This window comes from Pseudoneobacillus rhizolycopersici (genome assembly GCF_054786815.1).
This window is the reverse complement of record NZ_JBTOOE010000019.1, coordinates 24,734-51,008: the sequence shown is the minus strand read 5'-3', so window position 1 is coordinate 51,008 and position 26,275 is coordinate 24,734. Positions and strand designations below refer to the sequence as shown.

The window sequence follows — 26,275 nt, the reverse complement described above, 5'->3', positions numbered from 1 at the left end:
TTTTGATTTATTGTAGGTAGATGGGGAGGTAAAGAGTACCGGATGATTACAAGCAAAACAAACGAACAAACCCCAGATCAAATACTAAGTATGATATATCGACTTGTTTTTGAGAAATCACTTGAAGGACTTATATTATGGAATGATTATTTCGAAATAATTGAATTAAATCAAACAGCTTGCGAATTATTTCAAATATCAAGAGATGAATTAGTTGGTAAATCATTGATTACCTTAATTCCTGATAGCAATAAACAAGTGCTAATGAATTTACTTGAAAACATTAAAAATAAAAGGAAGCAAAAAGGTACTTTTAAAGTATTTGAAAGTGAAGATACATTTCGTTGCTATGAATATAGTGCTATTCATCATATTTATAAGAATATTAACTTCCTTGTCGTAAAAGATATAACGGAGAAAATTGAAATGGAAAACCGCTTAAAAAAGTCAGATACTCTCAATGTTGTTGGAGAACTTGCCGCAGGAATTGCTCACGAAATTCGGAATCCGATGACTGCATTAAAAGGCTTTATTCAACTTTTGCAGGGAGAATTTAATGAAGACCGTAGTCTTTACTTTCAAGTTATTCTCTCAGAACTTAATCGGATTGATTCAATCATTAATGAGTTTCTAATTTTAGCGAAGCCCCAAGTAGTTAAATACTCACTAGCAGATTTAACACAAATCATGAAGGAGACTGTTGAATTACTATCTGCACAGGCCGTTTTATTCAACGTTCAATTTGAAGTTTACTATGAAAGTTCTTTGCCATTTGTCTATTGTGAACCGAATCAATTGAAAAAAGTCTTTGTTAATTTAATAAAGAATGCGATTGAAGTGATGCAACAAGGTGGTCAGATTCGAATTCGAATTGAAAAAGAGGGAGAACACTCTGTACATATTTCGATTCAAGACCAAGGTAGTGGAATTTCTGCTGAAAAGTTAAAAAAACTAGGTGAACCTTTTTATACAACAAAAGAAAGAGGAACAGGCTTAGGGTTAATGGTTTCCTATAAAATTATAGAGGAACATAGTGGACGTATTGAAGTAGAAAGCAAGGAAATGGTCGGTACAACTTTTCATATCTATGTACCTGTCAAAAGTAATCCATAAAAGGGTTACTTTTTTTATTGCAAATGATCACGAATTAGATTACTATCTAATTAGATAGTAATCTAATTTAAAAGGATGATAACATGCAATTAAATAAAATGGTTGATTTTCACAAAACAATGGGTGATCCGACTCGTTTAAGAATTCTTTCTTTATTGTCGAAGGGACCACTTCATGGGCAGGCGTTGGCAGGAAAATTAGGGCTAACCCCTCCTACGATTACACATCATCTTAGAAAACTGAGGGATATCAATGTTGTAAGTGAACGAAGGGACAAGAACATCATCTATTTTTATTTAAATCAAAAAGTAATTCAGCAGTATTTGGACGCACAACTAAAATTAATGGAAGGAAAGGAAACGAGTATGAACGAGCAAAATGAAGAGATATTGAAGGTAATAGAAAACTTCTTTACAAAGGATGGGAAATTAAAAACGATTCCTGCTCAAAGAAAGAAAAAATTAATCGTTTTTGAGCATATCCTAAAAGGTTTGGAAAAAGGTAAAAAATATCCTGAAAAAGAGATAAATGAGTATATTCTCAAATATCATGAAGACTATGCAACGATTCGACGTGAATTCATTATGAACCACTACATGTACCGTGAAAACGGCATATACGAACTAAACCCAACCGAAATGTGGGCAAAAATCGAAAACTAAACACAAGCCACTTTAAAGCATTTATCTATTAAGCACTAAAGCACTTTAGTGCTTTAGTGCTTTAAAAGATTCGGGGACAGTCCCGCTATGCTTTAAAGTGCTTAAGTGTTTGGTTATATGGTGGTTTGGATGGTTGTGAGTAGTTGTTGGATTGTTTTGATTTGGTTTCTTGATTTGATTAGTTTTTTTCCTAATTCAAGGGATTTTTGTTTGGCTTCAATTCTTTTGGCTTCGTCTTGTATACGATCAAGATCTGCTACATGAGCCAAGCCGATGGTTCGACGAATTAACTCACAGCCGGCGAAACCTAGTGAATCCAAGAAAAACTTTGCTAAAACTGCTTCTAATAGGCCAGGTGTTTTAGCAAGTAGCTCCTGATTATCGCCATTCCAAGCAGTGGAATAGTTTTCAACAAATGTATTCCAAAAGGTTTCTACCTGCTGGTAAATTTCAGGTTGTTTTTCCTTATTTGCGATTGCTTGAAATAGTAAATTTGCCATTACTTGGCCAATATCAAATCCACCTGGTCCATAAAAGGCAAATTCCGGGTCAATGACCTTGGTTTCATTTGGTCCAGCAAATACACTACCGGTATGCAAATCACCATGAAGCAAGCTTTCTGCCTCGGTTAAGAAGCTTTTTTTTAACAACGCGACGTGGAAAATAAGCTCTGAATCATTCCAAAGTTCTTCAACAGTTGGTCGCAGTGATTCCTCAAATGAATTGGTTTCCGCATCATAAAAAGGATCAGTAAAGATTAAATCCTCGGTAATTTTACATAATTCAGGATTAATGAATTCTCGTTGAAGTTCTTTCTTCGCAGATTGATTCATTCCAAAATCAGAGGTGTAAAAAAGCGTTTTAGCGACATATTCACCAAGGTGTTTCGCTAATAATGGATATTTTTCTCCGCGGATAAGCCCAGTTCTAGCTATTGAAAGATGCGAGAGATCCTCCATGACGGTAATGGCCAATAGGTCATCTGTAAAATGGACGACTGGAACATAATCAGGAACAATTTTTCCAAAAAGTTTAAGAGCATCCGCTTCAATTTTGGCTCTCTTTAAGGTTAATGGCCAGCTCTCGCCAACGACCTTTGCGTAAGGCAGAGCTTGTTTGATAATAATTCCTTTACCGGTCGATCCATCAGTTATTCGGAAGACAAGATTTAAATTCCCGTCTCCTATTTCAGAGCAAGTTAGTAACGCATTTTCAGGGAAAATTCTCATTTTTACCGCTAAGGCAATAGCGGAACTTTCAGATAGTGGTTGATAGGTCATGTTGTTGTTCCTCCTTTTAGTTTCGGAGGCTTTTTATAAAAATGAAAAAGCCTCTTTCTCATGTGAAAGAGGCTTGAAGAAACAGTCTTCGCACCTCTTATCTTTCAGAAAGCAATGATACCTTCTGTTGGAATTAGCACCGTGCCATTTAATTAATAGTATGGCGCAAAATGCGCACTGTTTACTAATTTTGGTCGGTTGCTGGGCTTCAAAGGGCCAAATCCCTCAGCCATCTCTTGATAAGAGAGTTATTGAACTATTTAGTTTTTTGCATGTGATTTGAATTCTAAAACGAGAAAATTGTTTTGTCAATATCCCAAAAATTAATTTTGATAAGTATTTGGCCGCCGATCTTCGAAAATAGGAATCGTTTTTCTAACAGTGCTTACTTTCTCCAAATCAATTTCACCATAAATAATTTCTTCCGCTTCTGAACCTTCAGCAATTATTTCTCCCCACGGATCTATGATGAGTGAATGTCCGGCAAACAAATTATCTGGATTAGACCCAGAACAATTACATGCGATGACATAACATTGATTTTCAATGGCACGTGCCGTTAACAAGGTTTTCCAGTGATGAAGTCTCGGTAATGGCCATTCCGCCACAACAAAAATCGCTTCAGCCCCTTTCAGTACATGCGTTCTAAACCATTCAGGGAAACGAATGTCATAACAAATTTGACCTGCAAAGATGTGATTCTCCAAGGAAAATACGCCTTGATCCTTGCCTTCGTTCAAATAAAGATGTTCATCCATTAACCGAAACAGATGCAGCTTATCGTATTGATGAACAAGATCACCTTGATTGTTAATCACAAGCAATGTGTTATAAACACCATCATCTTTGCGATTTGCAACCGACCCACCGATGATATGAATATGATGTTTTTTAGCCTCTGATTGCAAAAACTTGATCGTCGTTTCGGCATGGATGTCTGCAATTTTATCTAAATTCCTTAAAGCATAACCTGTCGTCCACAATTCAGGTAAAACGATAACCTGAGGTTTTTTTTTCATCGCACTAGCAATCAGCTCCGAAGCCTTTTGAAAGTTTCCATTCGGATTTCCAAATTCAATATCCATCTGAATCAACGCAATTGAGAATCTCATTTCTTTCCCTCACAATGAAAATTTATATTTTTCTTTACAATCTGATAATAACGATATATCATTTGTGACTAGATTTTCAAATAAAATTTCTAGGTGATTACGATGAAAAATTTTCCACAGGCAGAAATTTTAAATAAATTACCCAAACAATTTTTTGCCTCGCTAGTTAAAAAGGTGTCCCGTTATGTTGCCGAGGGCTATGATGTGATAAATTTAGGTCAAGGAAATCCAGATCAGCCGACTCCTGACCATATTGTCAAAAAGTTGCAAGAGGCTGCTGCCAATCCAGTGAATCACAAATATTCTCCCTTTCAAGGTTATAAATATTTTAAAGAAGCGGCAGCAGAATTTTATCGGCGTGAGTACGGGGTTGAAATAGACCCGGAGTCAGAAGTAGCCATCCTTTTTGGCGGAAAAGCAGGGCTGGTTGAGATACCCCAATGCTTATTAAATCCGGCGGATACGATTTTGGTCCCAGATCCGGGCTATCCGGATTATTGGTCAGGAGTTGCACTTGCTGGGGCCAAAATGGTGACAATGCCTTTACTCGAAAAAAATGGGTTTTTACCCGATTATAAAACGATTGATCCAACCATTTTAGAAAAGGCGAAATTGATGTTTTTAAATTATCCTAATAATCCTACAGGGGCTACAGCAACTCCAGAGTTTTTCGGTGAGACAGTACGATTAGCTAACCAGCATGATCTATGCGTTGTTCATGATTTTGCTTATGGAGCGATAGGATTTGATGGGCAAAAACCGCTAAGCTTTATGCAAACACCTGGAGCAAAAGATATTGGTATTGAAATTTATACGTTATCTAAAACGTATAATATGGCTGGATGGCGCGTCGGTTTTGCTGTCGGCAATAAGAGTGTGATTGCCGCTTTAGAGCTCCTTCAAGATCATTTATATGTTAGTCTATTTGGTGCTGTTCAAGAAGCTGCCGCTGAGGCATTAACTGCTTCACAGGATTGCGTGAAAGAATTAAATGCACTTTATGAGGCTCGTCGAAATGTCCTGATAAATGGTCTACAATCGATTGGTTGGGAGGTTCAAGCACCTAAGGGCTCATTTTTTGCATGGTTAAAGGTTCCTCAAAGGTTTACCTCAGAAGAGTTTGCTGATTTATTATTAGATAAAGCACAAATTGCTGTCGCACCTGGCATCGGTTTTGGGGAATATGGCGAAGGGTATGTCAGGGTTGGGCTTTTAACATCGGAAGAGCGAATGAGGGAAGCAATTAGAAGAATGAAAGCATTAGAAATTTTCTAAAAGTCGATTGACAATCAAAAAAAATCATGTCATAATCCAAATTAATTTGAAAAAACAAAACATTTCACTATAAAAATACTAATAATAATATTAATAATAATAATTTCTTATCAAGAGCAGGTGGAGGGACTAGCCCGATGAAACCCGGCAACCGACTTTATTACAATATAAAGCACGGTGCTAATTCTTGCAGCTTAATGCTGAAAGATAAGAGGATTGTATTTTGCTGTGCAAACCAACCTCTTCTTTCGTGAAGAGGTTTTTTATTTGAATTTTTTAGAAAGGGTATTACAACATGAATGAATTAATTGCAACGTACTTACTTAAAGACTTAAAGGGAAATGCATTAAAAAAAGCGGAGGAAATAGCTCTTGGATTAACGATTGGCTCATGGACAGACCTGCCAACCCTTGAGCAGAATCAATTAAAAAAACATAAGGGTAAAGTGGTTTCCATTGAGGAGGATTCGGAGAGAAGAGGGGAAGCAATTATTAAAATTGCTTATCCACATGTTAATTTCTCATCCGATCTACCTGCTGTTCTCGTAACTACTTTCGGAAAGCTCTCTTTAGATGGCAAGGTAAAATTATTAGATTTAAATTTTCCGGCCGCATTAAAAAAGGCTTTCCCGGGTCCGCGATTTGGAATAGAGGGTATTAGGGAAAAGCTGAATGTTTTTGACCGTCCACTATTGATGAGTATTTTTAAAGGAGTTATCGGCAGGGACATAGCTTATTTAAGCAATCAACTTACGCACCAAGCATTAGGTGGTGTTGACATTGTTAAGGATGATGAAATCCTCTTTGAAAACGAGTTAACCCCGTTTCTTGGTAGAATTATAGCTGGAAAAAATTTACTAGATTTGACATATGAGGAAACAGGTCATCGGACATTATACGCGGTTAACCTAACTGGCAGAACATCATCATTAAGGGATAAGGCCCGGAAGGCAGCCGAACTAGGCGCAGATCTATTACTTTTTAATGTCTTTGCCTATGGTTTGGATTGTTTACAAGAATTGCGCGAAGATGACCAAATTGGCATTCCAATCATGGCCCATCCTGCTGTTAGCGGCGCATTCGCATCAGCAACAGATTACGGCTTTGCCCATTCACTCATTTTAGGGAAATTATTGCGCTACGCTGGGGCAGATTTTTCATTATTTCCATCACCTTATGGCTCGGTAGCATTAGAAAAAGAAAAAACACTATTAATCAAAAACGAATTGTTAAAAGAAGATGAGTTCTATAAAACGGCCTTCCCTGTTCCATCTGCAGGAATTCACCCGGGACTTGTACCACTCCTAATCAATGATTTTGGAATCGATTCAGTCATTAATGCAGGGGGCGGTGTTCACGGACATCCGGGTGGAGCAATTGCTGGTGGAAAAGCTTTTCGTCAAGCGATTGATGCTCATTTAAAAGGTCAATCTCTTTTAGAAGGAGCAAACGGTTATCCCGAATTAAAGGCTGCGATTGAGCTATGGGGCTACAAGGAGGTCCTCCCAAATGGCTAGAATAGTAATCTATTGTGATTTTGACGGGACGATTACCGAAAAGGATAATATCATTGCCATTATGAAAGAATTTGCTCCTCCTCAATGGGAAGAATTGAAGGAAGATATTTTGGGGCAGAAAATAAGTATTCAAGAGGGAGTTGGAAAGCTGTTTCGGTTACTTCCTACTTCCTTAAAAAATGACATAATCCAATTCACAGTAAAGCATGCTAAGGTTCGGATGGGATTTAGAGAACTGTTAGCGTTTGCCAAACAAGTAGATATACCATTTTATATCGTAAGCGGTGGGATTGACTTTTTTGTAGATCCCATTTTAGCTCCATATGGTCCTGTCTCTGACATTTACTATAATCGAGCAGATTTTTCCAATGAAAAAATGGAAATTTTATGGCCAAATGCTTGTGATGAGCAATGTCAAAATGGCTGTGGTTGCTGTAAGCCGAGTGTGATGAGGAAAGTAAGCCAGCCCAATGATTTCAAAATTGTAATCGGTGATTCGATAACCGACTTAGAGGTTGCTAAACAAGCTGATTACGTTTTCGCAAGAGAATTTTTAGCTGAAAAATGTGGAGAATTAGCGATTAAGCATCACAGATTTGAGACATTTTTTGACTGCATAGATGAAATTAAACGGTTAAAAGGGGTTGAAGTAACTAGTGCTAAATGAAAAGTGGAAGGAATTGGCTGACGTCAAGGATGAGCTTGCAGAACGGGATTGGTTTATGGGGACAAGTGGAAATTTAGCCATTAAAGTCCTGGATGAGCCACTACAATTTCTAGTCACGGCTAGTGGCAAAGATAAACGAAAGAGAACAGATGAAGATTTTTTATTAGTCGATGGATTTGGCCAACCAGCCATTCCAACTCACTTAAATCCGTCTGCTGAAACCTTATTACATGTTGAAATTTACCAAAAAACAAATGCTGGTTGCAGCCTGCATGTTCATACCATAGACAACAATGTTATTTCCGAAATTTACGGTGATCTTGGGGAGGTTACTTTTATGGGGCAAGAATTAATAAAGGCTTTTGATAAGTGGGAGGAAGATGCGATTCTTACTATCCCGATTATCCATAATCATGCACATATTCCGACTCTAGCAAGAGAATTTTCGGAACATATTCATAGTGATTCAGGTGCCGTCCTAATTCGGAATCATGGAATAACGGTATGGGGAAGAACCTCGTTTGAGGCAAAAAAAATCCTCGAAGCATCTGAGTTTCTATTTCGTTACCAACTTCGGCTTTTAGAACATAAACCATTTCAATTAGATAAAGTAGTATAAAGGAGAGTTAATATGGCCTATATTCAATTTCAAGAAAATGGTACACAAATTCACAGACAAGAAGAAGTTTTAGCATTTTTAACTAGTCAGGAGGTAATCTATGAGCAGTGGGATATAACAAGGCTCCCAGTTGCATTGCAAGAAAAATACTTACTTTCCGATGAAGAAAAAAATGAAATCCTTGCTATTTTTAGTGCAGAGATAAAAGCCATTTCTGAAAGAAGGGGCTACAAGGCACAGGATGTGATTTCCCTTTCAGAAAACACGCCAAATTTGGAAACACTTTTAGTCAATTTTCAGAAGGAGCATCATCATACAGATGATGAAGTAAGATTTATCGTTAGTGGTCACGGTGTATTTATTATTCAAGGTAAAGATGGTAACTTCTTTGAGGTCCATTTAAACCCCGGGGATCTTATTTCCGTGCCGCCTAACATCCGTCATTATTTTACCTTAGAAGAGGACCGTAAAGTTGTATCGATTCGAATTTTTGTCACAACTGAAGGTTGGGTACCGATTTACGAGAAGGAAGAAACTAGTGTTTGATCATTAAAACCGTTCCCAATTGGAACGGTTTTTTTTATAGGTAAATGGGATGAAAAAATGTCGAAAAAACAGATATTTCTAGAACTTTTGTCTATTAAAATCGAATCTATTTACAATCTACCAATTTCTTGGCATAATCTTTCAATACAGGTTAATCTAAAAATTTTTATCGCAAATGGAAGGAAGATTAGGGGGAAAAATGTTGCACCAGATTGATGTAAATGGCTATCCAAATCGTATGCTAGATGAAATAAATGTAAAAAGAGACTTGATGATGCAGTCTGCTGAAAAAACAGGACTTACTAGCAAGGAAACAATTTATTACAGTCAAGAGTTAGATAAATTAATTTATGAATACCAACGTACCTTTCGCAATAAATCGAAACAAACAAAATCGATAGACGGTTACTTCCATCAACTCGTCTGGCCAACTGTGCCCTTAAAGTCTAAAATCCTATATTCATGAAAAATGAGAGCTAAAGTAAAACTTTGGTTCTTTTTTTTTGCTACTATGACTTTTGATTCTAAATCTCCATAATTTGTTCACAAGATCACTTAAAAATACCGTAGTTGTGATTTTTATCATTGTTTATATCTCCATATTTTTTATAGTAGAATTAAAGATTATTTTTCAAAAACATGAGATTATTTCCATCATTAGATTAATCGTTTGTACTATGCTTATATTATGAATCATACATTCGTAATAAAAGCATTTTCAATATAAAAGAAAGCAAACGCTTTCAAGGATTACCTACAATAAGGAGGTTAACTTTCAAATGCACATTGTCGTTTGTGTCAAGCAAGTACCAGACACCAAAATTATTAAAATCAACCCTAAAACGAACACTCTTGACCGCCGCAGTGCTCCAGCCATCTTAAACCCATATGATGCGCATGCAGTTCAAGAGGCAGTTAGATTGAAAAAGTTAATTGGTGGTACCGTTTCAGTCCTTTCAATGGGTCCACCGCAAGCGACAGCTATTATAAAGAAAAGCATTGAGATAGGTGCAGACGAGGGCTATTTGATATCAGATCGTGCTTTTGCTGGAGCAGATACCCTAGCAACAAGCTATGCCTTATCAAAGGCTCTCGAAAGAATTGCGAAGGATAAACCAATCGATATGGTCATTTGTGGAAAGCATGCAATAGATGGAGACACAGGCCAAGTAGGTCCTGGGATTGCGAGACGTCTGGATATTCCACCGGTGACTAACGTGATTGAGGTTTCCGAAGTAAATGAAAAAGAAAAAAAGGTCATTATTAAAAGAAAGTTAACAAATGGATATGAGGTCATCCAAGCACAAATGCCTTGCTTATTAACTGTCGAAAAAGAAATTAACCAAGTGGATTATTCTCCTATGCCAAATATGATTAAGGCTGCCAGATATGAGTCGATTATTTGGACGGTAGCTGATTTGGAAAATGTAGACCGTGTACAGCTTGGATTAAAGGGATCACCAACGATTGTAGGAAAGATGTTTACTCCTCCTAAGCCAGAAGGTGGCAATCGACTAGAAGGTACAGCAAATGAACAAGTTAAACAGCTAATGGACCTTTTAATGGATAAAAAAGAGCTCTTTAGCGTACAAACAACTAAATAATCATTCTAATAATATTGAATGAGGAGGGTCCTCTATGAATCTGTCAGAATACCAAGGGGTTTGGGTATTCATTGAGCAAAATGAAGGAGTAATTGAAGGAGTGTCGCTTGAATTATTGGGTGCTGGACGAGAGCTGGCCGACAAATTGCAAGTGCCGCTTGCCGGGGTTTTATTAGGTGATGGGGTATTTCCATTAGCCAATCAAGTGATTTATGCCGGGGCAAACGAAGTTTATGTGATCGACCATCCTGTACTTAAAGACTATCGAACAGAGTCATATATGAAGGCTGTTATCCAACTTGCTGAAAAATATAAGCCGGAAATCTTCCTATATGGTGCTACCCCGAATGGGAAGGATTTAGCAAGTGCGGTAGCAACAGACTTAAGCACTGGTCTAACGGCCGATACAACGATGCTTGATATCGATTTGGAAAACCGTTTATTTGAAGCAAGCCGTCCAGCTTTTGGTGGAAACATTATGGCCACCATTCTATGTAAAAAACATCGCCCACAAATGGCGACGGTCCGTCCAAAAGTAATGAAAGCACTTGATTTGGATACAAATCGAGTAGGAAAGATTATTCAAGAAGATATCTTCTTAAAAGAAGAAGATATGCGTACAAAAGTGCTTGAAATTGTGAAAGATTTATCAAAGAAAGCTAGTTTAGCCGATGCTCATGTTATTGTTTGTGGTGGAAAAGGGTTGGGTGATCTTCAAAGTTTCCAATTATTGTATGAACTTGCTGATGCGATTGGCGCAAGTGTTGGTGGGACACGCGATGTCGTTGAAGCAGGCTGGATTCCACATGAGCTGCAAATTGGGCAGACAGGTGAAACTGTCACACCAAAGGTTTACTTCGCCATTGGACTAAGCGGCGCGATTCAACATGTCGTCGGTATGAAAAATTCAGAGATCATTATCGCTATTAATAAAGATCCAAATGCTCCAATCTTTGATGTAGCAACCTATGGAATCGTAGGAGATGCTATGGAGATTGTTCCAAAATTAATTGAACAATTTAAAGAGATGAAGAAACATACAGGTGGTGAATTGAGCTATGTCTGAAAAATTTGATGTCATCGTCGTTGGAGCTGGACCTGCTGGTACGGCATGTGCCCTTACATGTGCCAGAAGTGGATTAAAAGTATTATTAATTGAACGTGGTGAATATCCTGGAAGTAAGAACGTAATGGGTGGCGTTTTGTATCGCAAACAAATGGAGGAGCTTGTTCCAGAGTTTTGGAAAGAAGCACCACTTGAAAGACCAGTTATTGAACAACGTTTTTGGATGATGGATAAAGAATCAGTCGTTTCTTTTGGCTACAAAGGGTTAGAGTGGGGCGAGGAGAATAACTATAATAATTTCACCGTGCTTCGCGCTCAGTTTGACCAATGGTTTGCAAGTAAAGCTGTGCAAGCCGGAGCTCTTTTAATTAACGAAACAGTTGTATTAGAATGTATAGTTGAAAATGGTAAGGTTGTTGGTGTACGAACTGACCGTCCTAATGGAGAGGTGTATGCAGATGTTGTCGTTTTAGCGGATGGTGTAAATTCCTTGTTAGGTAAGCAATTAGGTTTCCATAAGGAATTTCGTCCAGATGAAGTAGCCTTAACGGTTATGGAGGTTATTAATTTACCAAAAGAAAAGATTAATGATCGCTTTAATCTCTCAGATAACCAAGGATGTACAATCGAAATTTTTGGGGATTCGACAAAAGGCAATCTAGGTACCGCCTTCCTTTACACTAATAAGGATAGTTTAAATATTGGTGTTGGAACAACACTTTCCAGTATGATTAATGCAAAATTAAAGCCATATGAGTTATTAGATTACCTAAAGAATCACCCAATGGTAAAACCACTTCTTGAGGGAGGCGAATCGGCAGAGTATTTAGCTCATCTTATCCCAGAAGGAGGTTACCGGTCAGTTCCGAAGGTAGCTGGGAACGGTGTAGTGGTGATTGGAGATGCGGCTCAGCTTGTTAATGCTATCCATCGTGAAGGTTCGAACATGGCCATGTCATCAGGTAAAATGGCTGCTGAAGCTATTATTGAAGCGAAGCACCGCAATGACTTTAGTGAATCTACATTAAATATTTATCGAGAAAAGCTGTATGATAGTTTTATTATGAAGGATTTAGAAAAATATAAGGACGCTGCCCATACGTTTGAAAAATACCCTCAGTATTTCAAAGAGTATGTACCGTTTATGAATAAAGCCATGAGTAAGTTCTTTACAGTTGACGGAACGCCTAAACGTGATAAGCAAAAAGAAATCATTAAGAGTATCACGAAGGAAAGAGGAACGATTAATGTGGTGAAAGATATGTATCGCGCATGGAAGGCGGTGAAATAATGTCTACAAAAACACTTGAAGAAAAACAGTATTTGATCCGTTTTAAATGTGATACAAAAAGTCATTTAACGGTGTTAGACCATGATGTTTGTATGACACAATGTCCCGATAAGCTTTGCACTGTATTTTGCCCAGCGGAAGTTTATAAATGGGAAGGCGCTAGAATGCAGGTAGGCTATGAAGGCTGTCACGAATGTGGAAGCTGCCGCATCGGCTGTCCATATCAAAACATTAAATGGGAATACCCAAAAGGCGGTCACGGAATTGTCTTCCGACTGGCATAGATGTCATGATTTAAGAAACAATGCTTGGATAAAGCGTTGTTTTTTTTTTACAAAAAGAAAAGTTCTCTAGGAGGAATTTTTTACCTTTATATTGAATCTAATTTAATGAAATGAAAAGTATAAGGGGGCATTTTTGTGAGTGGTATCAATGGTAAATTGTCGATAGGGAAATTAGTCACTTTAGGGTGCGTATCTATACTAATATTAATTTATGTCTATTACCATTTCATTTTCCTTAATCAACTACTAAGACCGGTGTCCGCTAGTGATATGACCGTAGAGGAAAGAAACACACAAGATGCCAGGCTCATTGAAAATATCCTCCTTGATAAATTTAATCATGTTAAAAGTGTAGAAGTAAATCATGAAATTAGTACCATTACTATTTATACGAATATCTTTCCAAGAGAAACCAGGGCTATTGAAATAACCGAAGATTTAAAGAAGGAAGTAAAGCATATTATCCGAGGCAATTCTTCCAAGCTTACTTTTGAAGAGTATTATCCTGTTATGGTATATTCTAAGGAAGGTGATATACTCGGTGAATAACTGAAAAATAAGCATTAAAAGAAGTACTTTAAAGGTGCTTCTTTTTTATTTTCTCGGCTCATAAAGGAAATAATCATGTGTAGGTATTAACAATATATGTATGTTTTTTCACAAAAGGGGATAAAAAAAGGTGAAGCATTAAAGAGGGGGATGGTAAATTAAATGATTTTCTCTTGTATAATGGAAGAAATTATTGCATCATCTCTTCCGTATATCTCTAACTCACAGGAGAGATCCATGGCTTTTTCAAGCGATTCCAGGCTCTCCGAAACATAGTACGGCCGCTCCCAAGTATATGTGCCTTCCATGTCGGTAGGAAATAGATAAACTTGCCACTGATAATTTTCATCAATGGAATTTCCTACCCTACCCTGTAGGGCAATTAGCCAATGAGTTGCTAAGAAAGTATCATTCGAATAATTTGGTTGGGACATTAATGCTTTACGGTCGTTCATTCCTATCTGAATTAATTTTTTTGGATAAAAATCGCGATATTCTGGTTGGTTCATATGAAAGCCTCCTTTAGAATGAATGATTCTATATCCATTATATGAGATAAAAGGTATTGATACATTCTATAATTGTTAAAATTTTTCGAAAAATTTATGACAAATTATATTAATAAAGTAACTGAAGGAAAATACAGAAACATCCTACTCTAACTTAATTGACAGCGCTAAAGACTTTCCATTATAATAACCTTGAATTCAAGATATTTATACAGATAGAATAATAAAAGGAAGTTGATTTAGATGTCTACTGAATCAAAGCATTCACTAAAATTATTTATTGTCCTTTCACGAGCTTATAAGGCGATTAATGAGCATGTAAATAAAGTGATCCAGGCAAAAGGACTTAATCCAACTGAGTTTGCAGTCCTAGAACTCCTTTATCATAAAGGAGATCAACCGCTCCAACAAATAGGTGGGAAAATATTGTTAGCTAGCGGAAGTATTACCTATGTCGTCGATAAATTGGAGGTCAAAGGTTTATTACAGCGGGCTGCTTGTCCAAAGGATCGTCGAGTAACTTATGCCCAAATTACCGAATCAGGGAAAAAATTTATTGATGATATTTTTCCTGAACATGAACTACGTATTCATGAATTAATGTCAAGCTTAACCCAAGATGAAAAAGAAACAGCGATTGAATTGTTAAAAAAACTTGGGTTATCTGTAGGTAAATACTAAAGTGCCAATAAATTCAGTCCTTTTTGGACTGTTTTTTTTATTTTAGAAGGATTTTTATTTTTAGTAGCGAAATAGTTATAGTATTTTTAATTGTAACGAGGAGGATATATGATGAGATTTGAAGATTATGTATATATAAGACCAAATATGGATGAAGTCAAGGAAACTTTTCAATTAGCATTAACTCAATTTACATCCGCAAGTCATATCGAAGAACAGAATAAGGCGATGAGCCAAATTAATTCCATTCGGGCAAATCTTAGCACCATGTTTAACCTTGTGTATATCCGTCATTCTATTGACACTAATGACGAGTTTTACAAAGCTGAACAGGATTATATTGATGAAATTTCTCCAGAGGTGGAAGGGCTTGTTTCAAAGTATTATGAGGCATTAGTTGTCTCTCCTTTCCGTGCTGAATTAGAGCAAAAATGGGGGCGTCAGCTATTTGATTTAGCTGAGGGGCAGTTAAAAACGTTCCACCCTGATATTATTCCGCTACTTCAAAAAGAAAATAAGCTTTCTTCCCAATATACAAAGTTAGTAGCATCTGCCAAAATCATGTTTGAGGGTGAAGAACGTACTCTTGCACAATTAACACCTTTCGCTGAATCAAAAGATCGTGACATGAGAAAGCACGCCAATGAAAAGAAATTTGGCTTTTTTAAAGAAAATGAAGAAAAATTTGATCAAATTTACGATGAGTTAGTAAAAGTTCGTACCGAAATTGCCCAAAAACTTGGCTATAAAAACTTCGTAGAGCTCGGTTATTACCGAATGAGTCGTACCGACTATAATGCGGAGATGGTTGCAAATTTCCGCAATCAGGTAAAGGAATTTATTGTCCCTATCGCAACTAAATTAAAAGAGCGCCAAAGACAGCGCCTAGGTGTTGCACAGTTAAAATATTATGATGAAGATTTCAAGTTTGAAAGCGGAAACGCGACCCCAAAAGGTAGCCCTGAGTGGATTATTGAAAATGGACAAAAAATGTACCAGGATCTTTCTAAGGAGACTGGGGAATTTTTTAACTTTATGCAAGAAAATAATCTAATGGACCTTGTTGCGAAAAAAGGAAAAGCTGGCGGCGGTTATTGTACCTACATCGATCAATATAAAGCACCGTTTATTTTCTCGAACTTTAACGGGACTTCTGGTGATATTGATGTATTAACACATGAAGCAGGTCATGCGTTCCAGGTATACTCTAGCCGTCATTTTGAAATCCCAGAATATATTTGGCCGACATATGAGGCTTGTGAAATTCATTCAATGAGTATGGAGTTCTTTACTTGGCCATGGATGGAGCTTTTCTTTAAAGAAGATACAGATAAGTATAAGTTTTCTCATTTAAGTAGTTCCTTGCTGTTTTTACCATATGGAGTTTCAGTTGATGAATTCCAGCATTGGGTTTATGAGAATCCTAATGCAACTCCGGCTGAAAGAAAACAAGCTTGGAGAGATATTGAGAAGAAATACATGCCACATAAAGATTATGATGGTAATGAGTATCTAGAAAGTGGTGGTTTCTGGCAACGTCAAGGCCATATATATAATTCACCTTTCTATTATATCGACTACACGCTCGCGCAGATTTGTGCCTTCCAATTCTGGAAAAAATCACGCGAGAACATGGAGCAGGCATGGGGAGACTATACTCATTTATGTGGATTAGGAGGAAGCCTTTCTTTCACTCATTTAGTAAAAGAAGCAGGGTTAATCTCACCATTTGATGACGGTTGTGTTGAGTCTGTAGTTGGTGAAATCGAAAACTGGCTCAACTCCGTCGATGATCAAAAATTGTAAAACACTAGCAAGCAATAATGCATGTGAGGTATGTTCACAAACGATTAAAAACACTAAAGCACTATAGTGCTTTAGTGTTTTTAAATAACATTTAAAATTTAATGTGTTTTTGTTAATCTGATTTCGTTGTCTTTTAATGATGCCTGGATGGTTTTAGTTTCTGGGTTGTCGATAAGACAGTCGGCAATTTTGTCATCGAGCTGTTCTTGGATAATGCGTCTAAGTGGACGGGCACCAAAGGCTGGGTGATAGCCAAGCTCAGCCAATTTTTCTTTTACTTCTTTGGTGACTTCCAGTGAAATATTTTGTTCGTTTAATGCAACTATTAATTCTTCAAGCATTAAATCAACGATCTCTAGTAGATGCTCTTTTCCAAGAGTTTCAAATTCGATAATGTGGTCAAACCGATTTAGAAATTCAGGTTTAAAATAGTGGCTTAACGAATCAAGAACACTTGACGAAGATAATGCATCATCATGACCAAAACCTACGGTAATATTTTTCACACCTACACCTGCATTACTTGTCATGACGATAACTGTGTCCTTGAAGCTTACAGTTCGTCCTTGACTATCCGTTAAGCGACCATCCTCAAGAATCTGTAAAAACATGTGTTGTACGTCTGGGTGTGCCTTTTCAATCTCGTCTAACAAAATAATGCTATAAGGATTTCTGCGTACTTTTTCGGTTAATTGACCAGCCTCTTCGTGGCCAACATATCCTGGAGGTGAACCAATGAGCTTTGATACACTATGTTTCTCCATATATTCACTCATATCTAAACGAATCATTGCTTCCTTAGTGCCAAACAATTCAAGAGCTAATGTTTTTGTTAACTCTGTTTTACCAACACCTGTTGGACCCACAAAAAGGAATGAACCGATAGGACGATTTTTAGACTTTAGGCCAGCACGACTTCTCTTTATTGCCTTTGCTACTTTTGAAACAGCATAAGCTTGACCAATTACTTTCTTACTTAAATTTTCCTCTAAAGATTTCATTTTTACCGTTTCGTCTGCCTGAAGTTTACCAACCGGTATTCCAGTTTTATTTTCAATAATCTCAATAATGTTTTTAGCATCAACAATGGAAGACGGTTCAGTTACCTCTGTGATTAATTTTTCTAAGCGTGTCTCCTCGTCACGTAATTTTGCCGCTAATTCATAATTTTCATTTACTAAGGCCGCTTGCTTTTTAGAAACAATTTGCTTTAAACGATTTTCAACTTGTCTATTATTGGTCTCCGTTATCGATAAATTCACTTTAGAGCCTGATTCGTCTAGTAGGTCAATCGCTTTATCCGGAAGATAGCGGTCTTGTATATATCGATGCGATAATTCTACACATGCTTTAATAGCATCTTCGGTATATTTTACTTCATGATATTTTTCATATTTGGACTGAATACCCTTTAAAATAGCTATAGCTTGCTCGGGTGTTGGTTCATGAACCTGAATCGGTTGGAATCGGCGTTCAAGTGCAGGGTCCTTTTCAATTTTTCGGTATTCCTTTAAGGTGGTGGCCCCAACTACCTGTAATTCTCCCCGTGCAAGAGCTGGTTTTAAAATATTGCCTGCATCCATTGATCCTTCCGCTGAACCCGCCCCAACTAACAAATGAATTTCGTCAATAAATAGGATAATGTTTTGTCGTTCTTGGATCTCGAGAATAAGCTGTTTCATTCGCTCTTCAAATTGACCACGAATACCAGTGTTGGCTACTATAGAAGCAACATCAAGTAAATATACCTTTTTGTTTAGCAACTTTTTTGGTACATCCCCTTGAGCAATTTTCAATGCTAACCCTTCTGCAATGGCAGTTTTACCTACCCCTGGCTCTCCAATTAAAACAGGGTTATTTTTATTGCGGCGGTTTAAAATTTCAATGACACGAAGAATTTCATTCTCTCTACCAATAACAGGGTCAATGAGGCCAGCATTGGCGAGGTGTGTTAAATCACGTCCAAATTGATCGATAAAACCGTTTGAAGTATCGCTTTGTTTTGATTGAGAATACGTTCCTTCTCTCGAAGGAGAGGGTTGGTCAAAGCTTTGAAACATATCATCTAAGGAAAATCCTTGAAACGGAAAACCTGAAATACCAAATGGTGTTTTCATGGATTGTTTTTGTTTTTGATAACAATAATGACAAAGTTGATATTTTTGAATTTGTCCATTGATATTAAAGCTTAAATTGATAGATGCTTGATTAACATGACATTTTTGGCAGTTCATATCTTATTCCTCCAGTCAAATTTTCATTTTCTCGTCAAGTTGACTATATTGACTTTGACTAACTTTGACCTTTTGTATCTTAAGTATAATTTGACCATCTTTGACTTTCAAGATTTTTTTACTGGGAATTAGCGGAAATATTTTAAAAATGAAAAGCTCGTCATTGTTTGTCCTTTCCTTCATATACATAGGAAGGAGAGGGAGGAGATTTTTGGTGAAACCGAATTGGGGAGCGGCCTTTCAAATTGCAGCTGTTTACGTTGGTACAGTTGTAGGTGCAGGCTTTGCAACAGGGAGAGAGATTGTAGAATTTTTTTCCCGATTTGGCTTTTTTGGCTTTATCAGTATTTTAATGAGTGGCTATTTACTCATTTTTTTAGGCTCAAAATTAATGCGTACTGCAGCGATGATTAATGCAACTTCCTATCAAGAATTTAATGAATATTTATTTGGAAAACCACTAGGCAGAATTATTAACTTTATTATGCTATTTATGCTTTTAGGGGTAGGGGCAGTGATGTTATCCGGGGCTGGCGCTATATTCGATGAGCAGCTTGGAATTAGTAAAGTGATTGGAATCGTCATTACAATTGTTTTATCACTTTTAGTGATGGTAGTTGGTGTTAAAGGAATTTTTGCGGTTAATACTTTTGTCGTTCCTTTAATGATTAGCTTTAGTTTTATTTTGATGATTTTATCGATTAAATTACCACATTTTTTCGATTCTTTTTTATATATTCCATTCTCCGAAGACGGATGGAAAACAGTACTTGCACCATTTTCATATACCGCATTTAATCTAGGATTATCACAAGCTGTCCTTGTACCAATTGCTACAGAAGTAAATGACGATATAACGATTAAGTGGGGTGGAATATTAGGTGGTACCGCTTTAACACTTATTTTAATATCAAGCCATAGCACACTTGTTATGCTCCCCAATTTGGAGACATATGAAATCCCAATGGCGGTTATTATGAAAAATCTTGCATCAGGCCTTTATTGGATTTATATCTTCATTATATATGGTGAAATATTTACATCCGTTATCGGTAATATTTTTGGACTTGAGCGGCAGCTGAAAAAATATTTATCATTACCAAGTATGCTAATCGTGTTGATTATTTTTATTATTACCTATTTCATTAGTCTTGTTGACTATGGGACGTTGCTCTCTTATTTATATCCACTTTTTGGATATATTAGTTTGCTTTTTATTATTCTATTATGGATGAAACCAATACCGAAACAAAAATAAAAAGCTGTGTTTTAAGGATATCCTAAAAACACAGCTTTTTTTATTGTATGGTCCTGTCCAGCATAATGGTATTAGCCATCTGAATAAAAGGATCGCGTAAATCTTCATTTCTGGGGGTGAAAATGGTAAGTTTAAGTTTCATTTCTGGAAAATGCAACAAGTAGGCACTGATTATCTTTTGATCATTAAAAATCTCTAGCCTTACGGATTCATCCAAATATTGGCTCTCCAAAGAGGATTCAAATATGATCCCGTTCGTTAGATTAGATAATTCCTTTTTCGTGTTATTTTTTATTAATGCTAAATGGACATGTTTTGGTATGAATTCTATCTTCATATAAATGTCTTTATTAGTAGTATAATACAAATAGTCAGCCCCGTCTTTACCTGGAACCAAGTGATAATCAGGTAAGATATACATGGAATAATGTCGAATATCATTATTTTTAAGAAAAGCTGTCTTTTCTATCACTCTATTGTGAATTTGATAATTGAGGCTTTGATCCATAAGGCGAACCAACTCTTTGTTTTTCGGAATCATCCTATTACCTGTTTCTTTGGCAGAGTTACTTACCACAGGAAAATGTTCCTTGTAATAGAATTCCCAACAACTAATAAGAAGTATAGTCACTATAACAAACATAATATATTTAGGTTTAACGAATTGCATTTCTTATCCCCCAACATTTTCAAAGGAACATAGTTATTCCATTAATTAGACGAAACATTTCTGGAAATGTTTCAAAAAATTTTAATGAAGTGGAAAAAGAATGAAAATAAATAAATTAAATATTAGATGAGAAACAATGACAAGTGGAATACTACGTTTCCATAAGAATAACCATCCCCAAAAAAGGCCAGCAAAAAAAGTACCAAGAATAAGATACCAGTCTCCTAAGTAGATATTAATAGACGCATAAAGGAGTGAGGAGAGAAGAATACTTTGCCATTTCCCAATTGCGTTTAGTAATCTTTTTAAAACAAATCCACGCCAAAATATTTCTTCTCCAGGAACAACAATTAGCATCAGAGTGAGATATTGCCAAAATAATGAGGGGGAATATAGTTTGTAAAGTTTTTTTATATCGCCCTGAATAGGTATTTCAAGATGATTAAATCCATACAGCGCCATTTTTATAATAATAAATAGAAATAACCCAGAGAGAACCCCATACGTTAAATAGAAGGGGATGCTCATTCGATCATCAAGTTCCTCTTTGATAATGGAATAACTGATCAAAATTAACATGCTTGCAGTGTACATATACCAAAAAACTTTATAATCTTGATAGGTAATATATAAAAGAATATGGGCCAACATTAATCCCAATATTAACCGCAAATCAGGTCTTATTTTTTTCATAAGAAATTCTCCTTTCCTTTTTAGCCACTTTAAATTGTAACAAAAAAAAATAGATAAAAAAATGATGATTAAACATCACTGTAATAGAAAATGCTAATACTGTTACAAAAAATAGAGGAGGATATACTCTAATGAGCAAAAATAAACGCGAACAAGAAAGAGCATGGACAGTTCGGAAACAGGACCAACATCCACACGGAAAAGTTAAATCATTTAAAGAACTAGCTAATGATGTTCAAACAAAAAAATAAAACAAGCAGCCAACAAGCTGCTTGTTTTAATTAAATGGCAGTTTCATTTATAATTTTATAGTTTTTATGATTAACAACAGTTCGTTGGTCTAACTCTAAATCTCGATAATTATCCATATAGGTAAGATCAACGATAACAGAGTTTTCATTTACCTTCTCGACAATCCCTCGTAAACCTTCTCTAAATTCAATGACATTTCCCACTTCTGCTTTTTTCAACCAATCTCTCTCCTTTATTAACTAGTTAAAATACTATTAGTTTGACCTACTTTTTCCTTTTAGTAAAGGAATTTACCAATAATTAATAAGGCTTTAGGGCAATTTTTGAAAAATTGTCAAAAGTTTTTAGCTTATTTTACCATAGGTATAAGATATTTTCATTAATTTGTCAGAAAATTTTTAATAAGAACGTAAATTTACCTTGCTAGACAGAATAAATTACATCTTATAAGATAATTTGTATCGTCAAGAAAGTGGGTGTTGATAAAAATGAATGAAAGTTTTATTAATGAGCAACTTGAAAGTTTAAAAAAGGGCATTTTATCAGAGTACCATGTCTCAAAAGAAGATTTTCTCAGCTTTCGGGAGGTGCTTGTTAACCGCAAAGATTTTAAACATTTTCGTGGAATTGCCGGCAGGGGAGGATCTGTTGTTTATCAATACCTTGAGAATCCAAGAAGTTAAGTCATAAATGAAAAGAACTAGTATGAAGGTAATATAATTAATCATTGTTACATGATTGAAACCTTTTGTAATAGTAATGGATATTTCTATTAATAATTGATATTTATGGTAGTTTTTAATTATTGGATAAATTTAACTCTAGCGGAGAGAAGTCATTCATAATAAGAGATAATACCCAATAATTTATCCTTCCATATTTTGTATCATGAACAGAAATATTACATTTGCTAGCCTAGTAGTAGAGACAACAGAGAAAATACTAGGAGGTAATCATTCATGAATAAATTTAAAAAACTACTAATTGCTACTTCATTAATATTTTCAGTAACAGCATTTACATTTAATTCAAAATCGGAAGCTGCCATTACAGGAACAACACATAAAGTACAATCTGGTCAGACCTATTGGAAAATTGCAACAGGGTTCGGTGTTCCTTTAAATAGTTTAATGGCTGCAAACAATAGTAAGTATCTCTATGCTGGAGACAATATCGTCCTCCCATATGCTATTTATTCACCCGCAGAAAAAGATCTTATGGCACGTCTTGTACGTGCAGAAGCACTTGGAGAACCATACAGTGGAAAGGTTGCTGTTGCGACTGTCATTTTAAATCGAGTTAAAAGTCCTGATTTTCCTAACTCGGTTCGTCAAGTAATCTATCAAATTTCAAATGGTCACTATGCATTTACCCCAGTTCAAAATGGACAAATTAATCAACCAGCGGATGCTGCTTCCTTAAAAGCTGTTAATGAAGCAATTGCTTTAATGGGAAAAGGAAAGGGATCCTTATTTTTCTATAATCCTAAAACGGCAAAAAGTAATTGGATTTTATCACGCCAGGTAACAGTTAGAATCGGCAATCATGTGTTCGCAAAATAATGAGACTATAAAGCACTAACCATAGGGTTGGTGTTTTTAGTTTATTATACCCACTAATAATGTTTTTATTTGGTTATTACCCATAGGGAAAAGGTTCTAGTTAAAGGAATATGTTCATATATTGTTATAGAAAAGTGAATATTTTCCAAGGAGTGATGAGATGGGAATTCGTTTAATAAAAATTTCAGTTGTATATTTTGCCATTGGTGTTTTGTTGGGTTATTATATGTCTATTGCTCATTCATATGAATTAAAAGGCGTACATGTGCATATAAATCTTCTTGGTTGGACAGCATTGACTTTAACTGGAATTATTTATCATCTATTCCCAAATCTAAGTTCTAATCGTTTAGGAACGGCTCACTTTTGGTTGCATAACATTGGCTTACCAATCATGATGATTGCCCTTGCTACATTGATTTTAACAGGAAATGAAGCTGTTTTACCTGGGGTGGCAGTAGGAGCAACGCTTACGGTTTTAGGAGTTCTAACCTTTGTTTGGAATGTATTAGCAAATTTAAAAAATTAGCTTGTTTAGGGGTGGCACATAGTGCCATCCCTTTTCTTTTAGTGGTAAAATAGGTTTACATGAAACGAGAGGTGTAAAAAATGCTGTCATTAAAAAATTCAATAATTGGATTTATTGGTTTAGGTGTCATGGGGCAAAGTATGGCAAAAAACTTAATAAATGCAGGCTATTCTTTAATTGTTTATACTAGGACAGAAGAAAAGGCCGAAAATCTTCTTGATTTAGGTGCTAAATGGGCAGACTCTCCAAAATCAGTAGCAGAATTGGCGAATGTTGTGATTACAATGGTTGGCTACCCTACTGATGTCGAAGAAGTATATTTGAGTAGTAATGGACTAATACATAATTGTCGTAGTAATGCTTACCTGATTGATATGACTACCTCAACCCCCTCTTTAGCAAAAAATATTTATGAAATAGCAAAGGAGAAGGGAGTATTTGCCCTCGATGCGCCAGTGTCTGGAGGAGATATCGGTGCAAGAGACGGTAAACTTACTATTATGGTCGGTGGTGACAAAGAAGCCTTTGAAGCCCTATTACCTATTTTTAACGTATTAGGTACGAATATTGTTTTTCAAGGCGAAACTGGTTCCGGGCAGCATACGAAAATGTGTAATCAAATTGCGATTGCCTCTAATATGATTGGGGTATGTGAAGCTCTGGTTTACGCAAAAAAGTCGGGTTTGGACCCTGAAAAGGTCCTACAGTCGATATCGGCTGGTGCAGCAGGAAGTTGGTCATTATCGAATTTAGCACCAAGAATTCTACAGGGGAACTTCGCACCAGGATTTTATATTAAACATTTTATAAAAGATATGAAAATTGCCTTGGATGAGGCTGAAAATCTAGGGATAAACCTTCCGGGGCTATCACTAGCTAAAAAGATGTATGAAGAACTTGCCGATAATGGAGAAGAAAATAGCGGTACACAGGCACTATATAAATATTGGTAAATGAATAATATCTGTCTCCTTTTTTCATAATAAAGATGATTGAAACGAAGGAGGCATTAAAGATGGCTAAAAAGACCAAAAAGAATGATGCTGATCAAAAGAATAAAAAAGGGTTTGATTCTGCAGTATTAAATGAAGAATTTGCCCATGAATTTGGTAGTGCAGCTACCAATAAAATTAAAAAAGATAAGGCTAAAAAAACCAATGCTGCAAAAAACAATGGTGAGTATAAAGGATAATAAAAATGCCCTTAAGATAAGGGCATTTTTTCATTTTTTAAAAAGGTTTCTAGACGATTTAATCCTTCTTTTAATGTTTCCATGGAGTAAGCATAACTTAACCTAAAATACCCTTCACCAAAAGCTGAAAAGGCACTTCCTGGTACTACTGCTAATTTTGCTTTTTCCACTAATGAAAGGCAAAAGTCAAATGAGTTCATTTCAGATGATACCTGGGGGATTTGGACAAAGAAATAAAATGCTCCTTCAGGCTTTACCACATTTAGCCCCATTTCTATAAGCCTAGCATAGACATAGTCACGTCTTTCCTTATATGACATCTTCATGGGAATGGCATCATTTATTCCATTCGTCAGAGCTTCTAATGCAGCTGCTTGTGAAATGGTTGTTGCGCATGTCACATTGTATTGATGAACTTTTAAAATATGATTAGCAATCTCTTTTGGTGCAAATAGGAGGCCAATTCGCCAACCAGTCATCGAATGGGATTTTGATAGTCCATTTATCACAATCGTTTGTTCGCGAATAAATCGTGCTATAGATTGATGATTTTGTTCATAATTCAATTCACTATAAATTTCATCTGCTAGAATAAAGATATCCTTGCCTCTAACTAGTTCGGCAATTTCTCTAAGTTCAGCTTCTGTTAGGCTGACACCAGTGGGATTAGAAGGATAGGGCAATATAATACAACGAGTTTTCTCGGTAATGAAAGGTTTTATTACCTCTGCCGTAAATCTAAATTGGTTACCTCGTATATCTGCTGTTACTGGAATTGCTCCACATAAACGGATAATAGGTTCATATCCAGGATAGACAGGTCCGGGTAAAATGACTTCAACGCCTTCTTGAAGAATGGTACGTAAAGCTATATCAATTGCTTCACTCGCTCCAGTCGTTACAATTACTTCTGATTCAGGTTGATAAATAAGTTGATATTTTTTTTTGACAAACTCACTGGCCGCTGTTCTTAATTCAAGTGTGCCGGCATTATGAGTATAGGAAGTAAAATTGGAGTCGATTGCTTTTTTTCCAGCCTCCTTTACATGGTCAGGTGTTGGAAAATCGGGTTGGCCAATAGTTAATGAAATCATATCTCTCGTTCCTGAAACAAGATTAAAAAATTTCCGTATGCCTGAGATCTCAATCTCTTTTACTCTGGAATTAATTAGATGTTCCACTTTTTAATATTCATCCTTTTCGAATTAATAATATCTTATTCTAACATGAGAAAGATTTAATTATGATAATTTTTTTAAAAAAAGGAAATACAAAAAATTTGTGGAATAGTTATGGTGAAAAAGG

At 36.1% G+C, this 26,275-nt stretch carries 30 protein-coding genes and 2 riboswitches; of the genes, 22 read left to right on the top strand and 8 right to left on the bottom strand.

The annotated features are described in order from the left end of the window. Positions 1-42: 42 nt before the first annotated feature. Positions 43-1,113, top strand: coding sequence for an ATP-binding protein (locus ACX9YW_RS17175; RefSeq protein WP_460348682.1), 1,071 nt, complete (start codon positions 43-45; stop codon positions 1,111-1,113). 83 nt (positions 1,114-1,196) lie between these two features. Next, positions 1,197-1,775, top strand: a complete 579-nt coding sequence (locus tag ACX9YW_RS17170; protein ID WP_460348680.1) for a DUF2087 domain-containing protein — start codon at positions 1,197-1,199, stop codon at positions 1,773-1,775. 113 nt (positions 1,776-1,888) lie between these two features. Here the strand turns inward: ACX9YW_RS17170 and mtnK are convergent, their stop codons facing one another. Next, positions 1,889-3,055, bottom strand: coding sequence for an S-methyl-5-thioribose kinase (gene mtnK, locus ACX9YW_RS17165; RefSeq protein ID WP_460348678.1), 1,167 nt, complete (start codon positions 3,053-3,055; stop codon positions 1,889-1,891). 94 nt (positions 3,056-3,149) lie between these two features. After that, positions 3,150-3,301, bottom strand: a riboswitch (SAM riboswitch). 77 nt (positions 3,302-3,378) lie between these two features. Continuing rightward, complete coding sequence (locus ACX9YW_RS17160; RefSeq protein WP_460348676.1) at positions 3,379-4,167, bottom strand: carbon-nitrogen family hydrolase; 789 nt, start codon at positions 4,165-4,167, stop codon at positions 3,379-3,381. A gap of 102 nt (positions 4,168-4,269) precedes the next feature. Here ACX9YW_RS17160 and ACX9YW_RS17155 point away from each other — a divergent pair, with 102 nt between their 5' ends. From ACX9YW_RS17155 to ACX9YW_RS17105, 11 genes are all read left to right on the top strand, one after another. Further along, the gene (locus tag ACX9YW_RS17155; protein ID WP_460348674.1) at positions 4,270-5,442 is read left to right on the top strand and encodes a pyridoxal phosphate-dependent aminotransferase; all 1,173 of its coding nucleotides are present in this window, start codon (positions 4,270-4,272) and stop codon (positions 5,440-5,442) included. Positions 5,443-5,546: 104 nt separating this feature from the next. Next, a riboswitch (SAM riboswitch) is annotated at positions 5,547-5,656 on the top strand. Between the two features lie 81 nt (positions 5,657-5,737). Continuing rightward, a complete protein-coding gene (mtnW, locus tag ACX9YW_RS17150) occupies positions 5,738-6,958 on the top strand; it encodes a 2,3-diketo-5-methylthiopentyl-1-phosphate enolase (RefSeq protein WP_460348672.1) in 1,221 nt (406 codons plus the stop codon). Beyond that, entirely contained in the window at positions 6,951-7,625 is a 675-nt protein-coding gene (locus tag ACX9YW_RS17145) for a 2-hydroxy-3-keto-5-methylthiopentenyl-1-phosphate phosphatase (protein ID WP_460348670.1), read from the top strand. The genes mtnW and ACX9YW_RS17145 overlap by 8 nt, the downstream gene beginning before the upstream one ends. Further along, positions 7,615-8,244, top strand: coding sequence for a methylthioribulose 1-phosphate dehydratase (locus tag ACX9YW_RS17140; protein ID WP_460348668.1), 630 nt, complete (start codon positions 7,615-7,617; stop codon positions 8,242-8,244). Before ACX9YW_RS17145 ends, ACX9YW_RS17140 begins: the two co-directional genes overlap by 11 nt. Positions 8,245-8,256: 12 nt before the next feature. Beyond that, positions 8,257-8,790, top strand: a complete 534-nt coding sequence (locus ACX9YW_RS17135; RefSeq protein ID WP_460348666.1) for a cupin domain-containing protein — start codon at positions 8,257-8,259, stop codon at positions 8,788-8,790. Positions 8,791-8,989: 199 nt separating this feature from the next. Then, positions 8,990-9,256 carry a Spo0E family sporulation regulatory protein-aspartic acid phosphatase gene (locus ACX9YW_RS17130; RefSeq protein WP_460348664.1) on the top strand — a complete coding sequence of 89 codons (267 nt, stop codon included), beginning with the start codon at positions 8,990-8,992 and terminating at the stop codon, positions 9,254-9,256. A 313-nt stretch (positions 9,257-9,569) separates the two neighbouring features. Beyond that, entirely contained in the window at positions 9,570-10,394 is an 825-nt protein-coding gene (locus tag ACX9YW_RS17125) for an electron transfer flavoprotein subunit beta/FixA family protein (RefSeq protein ID WP_460348662.1), read from the top strand. A gap of 34 nt (positions 10,395-10,428) precedes the next feature. Then, positions 10,429-11,460, top strand: coding sequence for an electron transfer flavoprotein subunit alpha/FixB family protein (locus ACX9YW_RS17120; RefSeq protein ID WP_460348660.1), 1,032 nt, complete (start codon positions 10,429-10,431; stop codon positions 11,458-11,460). Then, positions 11,453-12,751 carry an FAD-dependent oxidoreductase gene (locus tag ACX9YW_RS17115; protein ID WP_460348658.1) on the top strand — a complete coding sequence of 433 codons (1,299 nt, stop codon included), beginning with the start codon at positions 11,453-11,455 and terminating at the stop codon, positions 12,749-12,751. The genes ACX9YW_RS17120 and ACX9YW_RS17115 overlap by 8 nt, the downstream gene beginning before the upstream one ends. Further along, positions 12,751-13,035 carry a ferredoxin family protein gene (locus ACX9YW_RS17110; RefSeq protein WP_460348656.1) on the top strand — a complete coding sequence of 95 codons (285 nt, stop codon included), beginning with the start codon at positions 12,751-12,753 and terminating at the stop codon, positions 13,033-13,035. Before ACX9YW_RS17115 ends, ACX9YW_RS17110 begins: the two co-directional genes overlap by 1 nt. Positions 13,036-13,170: 135 nt before the next feature. Then, complete coding sequence (locus ACX9YW_RS17105) at positions 13,171-13,584, top strand: hypothetical protein (protein WP_460348654.1); 414 nt, start codon at positions 13,171-13,173, stop codon at positions 13,582-13,584. Between the two features lie 158 nt (positions 13,585-13,742). Here ACX9YW_RS17105 and ACX9YW_RS17100 read toward each other — a convergent pair whose 3' ends face one another. Continuing rightward, positions 13,743-14,093, bottom strand: a complete 351-nt coding sequence (locus ACX9YW_RS17100) for a hypothetical protein (protein ID WP_460348652.1) — start codon at positions 14,091-14,093, stop codon at positions 13,743-13,745. Positions 14,094-14,336: 243 nt separating this feature from the next. On the opposite strand from ACX9YW_RS17100, the gene ACX9YW_RS17095 reads away from it, so the two are divergent. Continuing rightward, positions 14,337-14,774, top strand: coding sequence for a MarR family winged helix-turn-helix transcriptional regulator (locus tag ACX9YW_RS17095; RefSeq protein ID WP_460348650.1), 438 nt, complete (start codon positions 14,337-14,339; stop codon positions 14,772-14,774). Positions 14,775-14,885: 111 nt separating this feature from the next. Beyond that, on the top strand, positions 14,886-16,580 hold the full coding sequence (locus ACX9YW_RS17090; RefSeq protein ID WP_460348763.1) for a M3 family oligoendopeptidase: 1,695 nt from the start codon (positions 14,886-14,888) through the stop codon (positions 16,578-16,580). 98 nt (positions 16,581-16,678) lie between these two features. Here the strand turns inward: ACX9YW_RS17090 and ACX9YW_RS17085 are convergent, their stop codons facing one another. Continuing rightward, positions 16,679-18,814: an ATP-dependent Clp protease ATP-binding subunit gene (locus ACX9YW_RS17085; protein ID WP_460348647.1), complete on the bottom strand. Its 2,136-nt coding sequence runs from the start codon at positions 18,812-18,814 to the stop codon at positions 16,679-16,681. Positions 18,815-19,028: 214 nt separating this feature from the next. Here ACX9YW_RS17085 and ACX9YW_RS17080 point away from each other — a divergent pair, with 214 nt between their 5' ends. Further along, a complete protein-coding gene (locus tag ACX9YW_RS17080; protein ID WP_460348644.1) occupies positions 19,029-20,072 on the top strand; it encodes a YkvI family membrane protein in 1,044 nt (347 codons plus the stop codon). 40 nt (positions 20,073-20,112) lie between these two features. On the opposite strand, the gene ACX9YW_RS17075 is transcribed toward ACX9YW_RS17080, so the two are convergent. Next, positions 20,113-20,742, bottom strand: a complete 630-nt coding sequence (locus ACX9YW_RS17075) for a DUF8580 domain-containing lipoprotein (RefSeq protein ID WP_460348642.1) — start codon at positions 20,740-20,742, stop codon at positions 20,113-20,115. An 81-nt stretch (positions 20,743-20,823) separates the two neighbouring features. Then, positions 20,824-21,435, bottom strand: a complete 612-nt coding sequence (locus ACX9YW_RS17070; protein ID WP_460348640.1) for a CPBP family intramembrane glutamic endopeptidase — start codon at positions 21,433-21,435, stop codon at positions 20,824-20,826. A 131-nt stretch (positions 21,436-21,566) separates the two neighbouring features. Between ACX9YW_RS17070 and ACX9YW_RS17065 the strand changes: the two genes are divergently transcribed. Next, entirely contained in the window at positions 21,567-21,686 is a 120-nt protein-coding gene (locus ACX9YW_RS17065; protein WP_460348638.1) for a DUF6254 family protein, read from the top strand. Positions 21,687-21,716: 30 nt separating this feature from the next. Here the strand turns inward: ACX9YW_RS17065 and ACX9YW_RS17060 are convergent, their stop codons facing one another. Next, the gene (locus ACX9YW_RS17060) at positions 21,717-21,905 is read right to left on the bottom strand and encodes a YkvS family protein (RefSeq protein WP_460348636.1); all 189 of its coding nucleotides are present in this window, start codon (positions 21,903-21,905) and stop codon (positions 21,717-21,719) included. A 270-nt stretch (positions 21,906-22,175) separates the two neighbouring features. Here ACX9YW_RS17060 and ykzS point away from each other — a divergent pair, with 270 nt between their 5' ends. From ykzS to ykzE, 5 genes are all read left to right on the top strand, one after another. Further along, the gene (ykzS, locus tag ACX9YW_RS17055) at positions 22,176-22,370 is read left to right on the top strand and encodes a protein YkzS (protein ID WP_460348634.1); all 195 of its coding nucleotides are present in this window, start codon (positions 22,176-22,178) and stop codon (positions 22,368-22,370) included. A gap of 276 nt (positions 22,371-22,646) precedes the next feature. After that, complete coding sequence (locus tag ACX9YW_RS17050; RefSeq protein WP_460348632.1) at positions 22,647-23,249, top strand: cell wall hydrolase; 603 nt, start codon at positions 22,647-22,649, stop codon at positions 23,247-23,249. 160 nt (positions 23,250-23,409) lie between these two features. Beyond that, the gene (locus ACX9YW_RS17045) at positions 23,410-23,778 is read left to right on the top strand and encodes a cytochrome-c oxidase (protein WP_460348630.1); all 369 of its coding nucleotides are present in this window, start codon (positions 23,410-23,412) and stop codon (positions 23,776-23,778) included. A gap of 80 nt (positions 23,779-23,858) precedes the next feature. Further along, positions 23,859-24,731: an NAD(P)-dependent oxidoreductase gene (locus ACX9YW_RS17040; protein ID WP_460348627.1), complete on the top strand. Its 873-nt coding sequence runs from the start codon at positions 23,859-23,861 to the stop codon at positions 24,729-24,731. Positions 24,732-24,793: 62 nt separating this feature from the next. Then, positions 24,794-24,970 carry a protein YkzE gene (gene ykzE, locus ACX9YW_RS17035; protein ID WP_460348625.1) on the top strand — a complete coding sequence of 59 codons (177 nt, stop codon included), beginning with the start codon at positions 24,794-24,796 and terminating at the stop codon, positions 24,968-24,970. Between the two features lie 11 nt (positions 24,971-24,981). On the opposite strand, the gene ACX9YW_RS17030 is transcribed toward ykzE, so the two are convergent. Further along, positions 24,982-26,151 (bottom strand): aminotransferase A, encoded by a 1,170-nt coding sequence (locus tag ACX9YW_RS17030; protein ID WP_460348623.1) that lies wholly within the window; start codon positions 26,149-26,151, stop codon positions 24,982-24,984. Positions 26,152-26,275: the final 124 nt, after the last annotated feature.